Below are 6,634 nucleotides of genomic sequence, written 5' to 3'. Positions count from 1 at the left end.
GCGCGGACGACGCGCCGACCGTCTGAACCGAGTGAGGGCCGGCCGCCGGCTGGCCCTCCTGCCCCGGAGCTTACATGGCCGGTTTTATCAGCCTCGCGGATGCGAAGGCGCAGATGCGCGTGCGTCATGCAGGCGAGGACGCGCTGATCCAACGGCTGATCAACGCCGCCAGTCGGGCGGCCGAACGCCATAGCGGCTACGTTGCCGGCGAGCGTCAGCATACGTTCCAGTTCGATTGCTTCGACCGCGAGCTGGAGCTCAGATTGCGCCCCGTAAAGCTCGATACGATCGAGATTCGGTACCTTGACCAAAATGGTCAGGATCAGGCATTTGCCGATTTTCGCGCGATCGAAAAGCATGGCACGACCCGGCTTCTGCCGGCCATAGGGGCGTGCTGGCCACCGACGATCCGCGCTGCCGGTGCAATCCGGGTGAGCGCAACGGTTGGCTTTGAAGTCAACGATGCCGAAGGCGCGATCAATGCCCCCGAGCATGTGCTTCATGCAGTTCGGGTGTGTGTCGCCAAGTGGTTCAACGATCGCGAGGAGGGACCACTTCCACCCGCCTTCGAGCAGCTGCTCGAGGATGAGCGGCTGCGGCGCGTCTGACATGCGTGGATCTGGCCAGCGAGACACACTCGTCTCCTTCAGCGAAGAGGTGACCCGGGAGAACCATCTTGGTGAGCCAATCGCCGACAGCTTCGGCTTGATCTGCGAGGAATATGTCCAGGTGATCTTCAGCAAAGGTGAGGAGCGCCGCTCGGCCGCCATCAAGGGCAACGATCAGCCCGCCACGTTCATCGCGCTGGCGAACGACGACACGCGGAGCGTTTCGACGAAACATGTGATCCAGCTCGACGGCGAGATCTGGGACATCACCAATATCGCACCATGGAAGCGTGAAGAGATCGAATTCACCGCCGTCAGGAGGGCGAAGTGAGCATGCGCTTTGACATGTCGGGGTTCGACGAGGCGATGTCGAACATCCGCAAAGTCGGAATGTCGCTGTCCAACGAAGTGATGAGCGAGATAGCCCAGATTGCCTTGGAGCCCGTGGCGGAGGACGCACGCGCCCTCGCACCCGTGGATACGGGCGCGTTGCGCGAGAGCATCATCGTTACCGGAATTGCTCCCCGCGGGTCGCGTAGCCGGGGCGACGAAGACGTGCTGTTCGATGGGCGCACTGTCTTTGTGGGCCCGCTAGCAGCTGGTGCCGCACGTCGAAAAGGCCACGAGGACACCTTTTACGCGGGCTTTGTAGAACTGGGCACGGTGAACATGCGCGCGCAGCCTTTCCTGCTACCCGCATGGGAGGCCAACAAGGATCACGTAGTCGTCATCCTCGGCGACCTTGCCGGTCGAGCGATCCTTTCGGCGGTTTGAGATGCGCGCGGAATTGCTTGCCCGCCTGCGAAGCGACGGGTTTGTGCCGCATTTTGCAGGAAGGGTGGCATCCGAGAGCGGCACCCGGGCGGCGATCGACTGGATCGAGCGCAAATCCGACGAAAAGGCGGCCTTTCCGGCCGCGACGCTGCAGATGATCCATACCGGCCGCCAATACGACCAGGATGGGGCGGCGTGCCTGCAGCTCAACCGGGTTCGGGTCGAGTGCTTCGGCCTGAGTTGCCTCCAAGCCACTTCGCTGGCCGACGCGATCCGCGACGTGCTCGAACAATGCGCCACCATTTTCGCTGTGCGCTTTCATCGCGGCAAGCTGCTCTTCGAGCGAGACTTTCCCCCCGAGGATCTCGGCTCAGGCCTGAAAGTGTACCGCAACCTGCGCGATTACCAAGTTCCAACAACGCCAGTCTAAGGAGACCCCGACATGGCTGAATCCGATGGTGTGCTCGGCGATGGCAGCCAGCTTTGGCTGACCAGCTCGGCCGACGTGCTGACCAAGGTCAAGGGCCTGATGAGCGTCAACAGGCCCACGCTCTCGGTTGCGAAGGTCGAAGCGACCGACCACGATAGCAACAAGACCAAGGAATACATCCCCGGTCACGGCGACGTGCCGGAACTCACGGCTACGCTGAAATACGAGCCCGGCAGCGCGACCGATCTGTTGATCCTGGAACACCTGGCGAGCCGTGAGAAGCGGGCGTTCAAGATCGTCACGGTCGAGGAAGACGGCACCACCCAGGACAATACCGGGTCGGTCTTCCTGATGACCTATGTTCCCGACAATGCGCCGCTGGGCGGTATTCGCACGGCGACCCTCACCGGGCAGCCCGGGCCGCTCTTGCAGGCGGCGACCACGGTATGAGGGGCAATCCGCTGCAGGGCAGCGCCAGCTTCACGCACGCGGGGCGCGACTTTCAGCTCGTGCTCGACAACCGGGTCTGGCTCGAAGCCGAAGGTGTTCTCGGCTATTCGATCCTCGATGCGGTGGAAGAGCTGCGGGCGGCGCTTGAGGCCGGGCGCAATCCTCGCCTCAAGACGATGTGCGCCATCGTCTATGGCGGGCTGAAGCAGCACCAACCCGACGTCACCGAAGACGACGTCGTCGAGATGTTCTTCTCCGGCAATCCTGATTTCAAGGCGGCGGTCCTCACCGCGATGCAGGGCGCGCAGCTGCCTGAGATCGAGGATGAGGCGCCCCAGGCGGGAAACGCGCAACGCCCGGAGACACCGGCTGGAACTGGGAGCGCATCTTCCAGAGCTGGTGCCAGGGCGGCTTCGACCCGGAAGGCTTCTGGCGGCAAACGCCGCGATCGGTGATCCTCGCGCTTCGGGGCGCAAAAGTGCGCGCTGAAGGCGAGTTTCGCAACACCATGGCCAATGCCTGGTTGGGTGGCTTGCTCGGTCAGATCGATCCCCGATCCTATCCCAAGCTGGAAGCGCTGATTGGCGACGGTCAGCGAAGCCAGTCCGCGCCACGGCCGGCAGATCCCGAAGAGGCGCACCAGAACCTCAGGGCGTGGGGGGCCTGGCTCAAAGTCGTGAACCGTCAGGCCGAAGGTCGATCGCGGAAGGAATGACATGCCCGGAACGATTGCCCGGCTGAATGCCGCGCTGAGCTGGGATCTCGACGACTTTGATCGGGGCACCGCGCATATCGAGGGCGTGTTCGGCCGTCTGCGCGGGATGATCGCGGGCGTGGCCGCTGCATTCGAAAGCGCCGGCCGAAGGATGACGCTGGGGATCACGGCGCCACTGCTCGGGCTCGCGGGGTATACGATCAAGGCCGCCTCGGACGCGAACGAACTGCAATCGGCCTTCGACTACACCTTCGGCGCGATGTCCGACCGCATGAACAAGTGGGCCGAGGACACCGGCGATGCGATGGGCCGGGCAACCGACGAGATGCAGCAAGGCGCGATGGCGTTCGGGCAACTCTTTAAGGTCGCCGCCCCTACTGCCGAGGCAGCCGCGAAGATGTCGCAGCGTTTCGCCGAGCTGGCCCAAGATGCGAGCTCATTCTACAACGTCCCATTCGACGTTGCGATGGAGAAGATCCGCTCCGGCCTCACTGGGGAGGCCGAGCCGATGAGGGACTTCGGCGTATTCCTCAGCGACGCTGCGGTGAAAGCACAGGCCCTCAAGATAGGCCTGATCGAGGAAGGGCAGGAACTCAACGAAAACGGCAAGATCATGGCGCGCGCCGCTTTGATCGCCGCAGGCTTGAACGATGCGAAGGGCGACGTCGAGCGCACTTCGGGAAGTCTGGCCAATCGCATTCGCGCCCTGCAGAGCGAAATCCACGAGCTTGCCGAGGAGATGGGCGAGCGCCTGGTGCCGATCGCTGAAAAGGTGGTGGGATGGCTTAAAAGTGCGATCGAGCGGTTCAAGGAGCTGCCCGAATGGGTGAAGGATGCGGCCGTCAATATGGCCATCTTTGCCGCAGTAATGGGGCCGGTGGTGCTGATCGTCACCAAGCTCGCCATGATCGCGCTACCAGCGCTCCTGCTCAGCGCGACTGCACTATCAGGACCGTTTAACCTGATCCTGCCGTTGCTGAGCGCGCTGATCAGCCCGATGGGGACGGCGATCGTGCTGATCGGCAAGCTGGCGGGTGATTTTGGTGGACTGGGCACGATCCTGCTGCGGGTAGCGCCGTTGTTCCTTCGGTTCGCCGGCCCGATCGGGGCTGCGATCGCGCTCTTCCTGCTGTTCAAGGACAATGTCGCCGACGCGCTGCGCAGCATTGGCGACATGGCTCAGCAGACGCTTGGGCCCAAGCTGGAACAGCTGTTCAGCCGTCTTGGTGAGATTGTCGATACAGTGACGCGGGGGTTCGAAAAATTTGCCGCGAGCCCGGTTGGCCAGGCCATCGGCACGCTGATCGAGCTGTTCGGGAGATTGATTGAGGTGATCCTCGAGCTCGGCGGCTCGGCGATCGTCAGCGCGATCGGGAGCCTGCTCGACCTGATCAACTCCGTGCTCGATGTGACCATGCGTCTCGCGGCAATTGCCAAGCTAGTGCTGATGGGCGAGTGGCGGTCTGCCTGGGCCCTTGCGGCTGATACGGTCCAGAATGCCGTCGCCCGGATGGCGGAGAGTGTCGCGAGCCTGATTCCGGGGCTTGGTGTCGTCATCCAATTGATGCAGATGGCCGGCCTTATCCAGGGTCGATCGATGCCGAACGCCGGCGATAAGGCCGGCAATGGCGGCATCGAGGCCGACATTGCCAAGATCCGTGCGAAGGAAGCCGCGCGCGGAAAAGGAATCGGCAGGAAATACACGAGCGAGGAGTTGTTGGCGCTTGGCCCGATCGACGATCCGGCCGGCAATTTCGCCGGGAGCGGCGACTATGCGCTTCCCGAATCCCCGCCGAAGACAAAGACCGGTCGCGCGCGTGGGAGAAGCGGACCATCGCCCGAGGAGCTGGCGGCGCGCCGGGAAGAGATCCGGCTGCAGCAGGAGCTCGATGTCGCGCGCGAAAAGGGCGACAGCGACGCGGAGCGAAGGCTGCAGCGCCAGCTCGACCTGAGGGACCGTGAGCAGGACTATGTGCGCGCCGGACTGTCGATCACGATGGCCCGGGCTGCGGCGGAACGCGATATTTCCGAGATGGACGAGGCCAGAGCCGTCGCGCAGGCCAAGGCGATCGCCAGCGACGAACGCCAGTTTGACATGAAGCTCGCCGAGCTGCGTGGGGACTATGCGCATATTCGCGCCCTCGAAGATGAGGAGTTCATCGAACGCGAGATCGAGCGGCTGAAAAGCCGCGGCGTCGCGCTCGCGGAAGCGGAAAGAGAAGCGCAGCAGAGCCTGGTCGTGCTCGAGGCAGCTCGTGCCGACCAGGCCGCGCGCCGCCTGGCCGACCAGCGAGCGGCGCATGAGATCGATCTGGCGCGCCTACGCGGCGACAGTGACAGCGCGATCCGGGCGATGGAGGAAGCGAACCGCATTCGCCAGGACGCACAAGGCTATGAAGCGGACGGAATGCGCCGCGAGGATGCGATCGGACGCGCCACGAGTGAAAGCCTGGACCGCGAGCGAGCACAGCTGACGGGCACGTTTCGTGATACGTTCCGAGATGGGCTGCGCGCGGCGCTCGACGGCAATCTGGGCGATTTCTTCGAGAATTGGATGAAGGAACGCAGCTTCAACGCGCTGGCCAAGGTGCTCGACCGGCTCGCGACCAATCTTGCGGATTTTATTTTCAACAGCCGTCAGGGCGGCAATGGCGGCGGTGGTGGTGGTGGTGGCTTCCTGGGCGGGCTCCTGGGCATCGGGAAGTCCATCTTGGGCGGCGGTGGCGGCGGAAGCGACATCACCGTTACGCGGGGCAATGCCTCTTTGATCGGCTTCGACACGGGCGGTTCGTTCAAAATCAACGGCTTTCCCGGCATCGACACCAATACGCTGAGCCTTAACGGCAATCCTATCGCCAGGGTGAGCCAGGGTGAGATCATGAATGTCCAGAAGGGTGGTTCGGCGCCGGCCGGAGTGGTGCACAATTACTTCAGCGGCAATGTGATGACGCCTGAGTTCTGGGCAGAGATCCGAGCTGGTGACATCGTAGCAGAGAGTAACGGCGCCAGGGGCGGCGCGGCGCTAGCCAGGCAGGCAGGCCTGTGGGGGCTGCGTTGATCCTCCTTCCTTCGACACCGGCTGTACAGACGTTCGAACCGACATTGATCGATACGGGCCTGCTGCAGCGCGCGCCGACGCGGGCCTCGCTGACGCGGATCGATCGGCCTGGCAGCCATTACGGCGCGAAAGTCGCGTACCCACCGATGCCCGCCGATACAGCGAGCGTGTTCATTTCGCGGCTGCTGGAAGCGAAGAGCGCAGGCTTGCGCATTCTCTACCCGCTAAGCGGTGTCAGCCAGGGCGAGCCGGGCACACCGGTGGTCAACGGCTCAGGCGCTGGCGGCACGTCGCTTCCGGTCACCGGAATTGCCGGCGGCTACCAGTGGAAAGAAGGCTACTGGCTCAACGTGGTCGATGCGGACGGCGTCCATTATCTGCACAACATCAGGAATTCCGGCACCGGCAATGGCACGCTGCGTGTCTGGCCGCCGCTACGCGGCGATTTTCCCGACGGTTGCCTCGTCGTGCTTGATGCCCCGAAAATCGAAGGCGCCATCACCAGCGATATCGCCTGGCCGCTTCCCACCGATGAGATCGTCACCATCGAATTCACCATCGAGGAGGCGGCATGATCAGGATCGGCCTTACAGGCCTGC

The 6,634-nt window shown here is 63.5% G+C and carries 9 protein-coding genes; all 9 read left to right on the top strand.

The window, feature by feature from the left end; translation table 11 throughout:
* Positions 1–74 precede the first annotated feature (74 nt).
* Genes PYV00_RS09120 through PYV00_RS09080 form a run of 9 tightly spaced genes read left to right on the top strand, consistent with a single transcriptional unit; the run spans position 75 to position 6,610 of the window.
* Complete coding sequence (locus PYV00_RS09120) at positions 75–608, top strand: head-tail connector protein (protein ID WP_275227957.1); 534 nt, start codon at positions 75–77, stop codon at positions 606–608.
* The gene (locus tag PYV00_RS09115; RefSeq protein ID WP_275227959.1) at positions 586–939 is read left to right on the top strand and encodes a hypothetical protein; all 354 of its coding nucleotides are present in this window, start codon (positions 586–588) and stop codon (positions 937–939) included. Before PYV00_RS09120 ends, PYV00_RS09115 begins: the two co-directional genes overlap by 23 nt.
* A 2-nt stretch (positions 940–941) precedes the next feature.
* A complete protein-coding gene (locus PYV00_RS09110) occupies positions 942–1,382 on the top strand; it encodes an HK97-gp10 family putative phage morphogenesis protein (RefSeq protein WP_275227958.1) in 441 nt (146 codons plus the stop codon).
* Position 1,383: 1 nt separating this feature from the next.
* The gene (locus PYV00_RS09105; RefSeq protein ID WP_275227956.1) at positions 1,384–1,812 is read left to right on the top strand and encodes a hypothetical protein; all 429 of its coding nucleotides are present in this window, start codon (positions 1,384–1,386) and stop codon (positions 1,810–1,812) included.
* Between the two features lie 12 nt (positions 1,813–1,824).
* A complete protein-coding gene (locus PYV00_RS09100) occupies positions 1,825–2,262 on the top strand; it encodes a phage tail tube protein (protein WP_275227955.1) in 438 nt (145 codons plus the stop codon).
* Entirely contained in the window at positions 2,259–2,717 is a 459-nt protein-coding gene (locus PYV00_RS09095; protein WP_275227954.1) for a hypothetical protein, read from the top strand. Before PYV00_RS09100 ends, PYV00_RS09095 begins: the two co-directional genes overlap by 4 nt.
* Positions 2,714–2,977 carry a hypothetical protein gene (locus PYV00_RS09090; protein WP_275227953.1) on the top strand — a complete coding sequence of 88 codons (264 nt, stop codon included), beginning with the start codon at positions 2,714–2,716 and terminating at the stop codon, positions 2,975–2,977. Before PYV00_RS09095 ends, PYV00_RS09090 begins: the two co-directional genes overlap by 4 nt.
* Before the next feature lies 1 nt (position 2,978).
* Positions 2,979–6,035 (top strand): hypothetical protein, encoded by a 3,057-nt coding sequence (locus PYV00_RS09085; RefSeq protein ID WP_275227952.1) that lies wholly within the window; start codon positions 2,979–2,981, stop codon positions 6,033–6,035.
* Between the two features lie 44 nt (positions 6,036–6,079).
* Complete coding sequence (locus PYV00_RS09080; protein ID WP_275227951.1) at positions 6,080–6,610, top strand: hypothetical protein; 531 nt, start codon at positions 6,080–6,082, stop codon at positions 6,608–6,610.
* Positions 6,611–6,634: the final 24 nt, after the last annotated feature.

Origin of the sequence: Novosphingobium album (ex Liu et al. 2023), from assembly GCF_029076845.1 — a bacterium.
Taxonomy (GTDB): domain Bacteria; phylum Pseudomonadota; class Alphaproteobacteria; order Sphingomonadales; family Sphingomonadaceae; genus Novosphingobium.
This window is presented reverse-complemented; position numbering and strand designations above follow the sequence as displayed.

Bases quoted from the DNA above. Each gene is read 5' to 3' on its own strand.
- PYV00_RS09115 (WP_275227959.1), top strand. From the start codon at position 586: ATGAGCGGCTGCGGCGCGTCTGACATGCGTGGATCTGGCCAGCGAGAC.
- PYV00_RS09105 (WP_275227956.1), top strand. From the start codon at position 1,384: ATGCGCGCGGAATTGCTTGCCCGCCTGCGAAGCGACGGGTTTGTGCCG.
- PYV00_RS09110 (WP_275227958.1), top strand. From the start codon at position 942: ATGCGCTTTGACATGTCGGGGTTCGACGAGGCGATGTCGAACATCCGC.
- PYV00_RS09095 (WP_275227954.1), top strand. From the start codon at position 2,259: ATGAGGGGCAATCCGCTGCAGGGCAGCGCCAGCTTCACGCACGCGGGG.
- PYV00_RS09085 (WP_275227952.1), top strand. From the start codon at position 2,979: ATGCCCGGAACGATTGCCCGGCTGAATGCCGCGCTGAGCTGGGATCTC.
- PYV00_RS09100 (WP_275227955.1), top strand. From the start codon at position 1,825: ATGGCTGAATCCGATGGTGTGCTCGGCGATGGCAGCCAGCTTTGGCTG.
- PYV00_RS09120 (WP_275227957.1), top strand. From the start codon at position 75: ATGGCCGGTTTTATCAGCCTCGCGGATGCGAAGGCGCAGATGCGCGTG.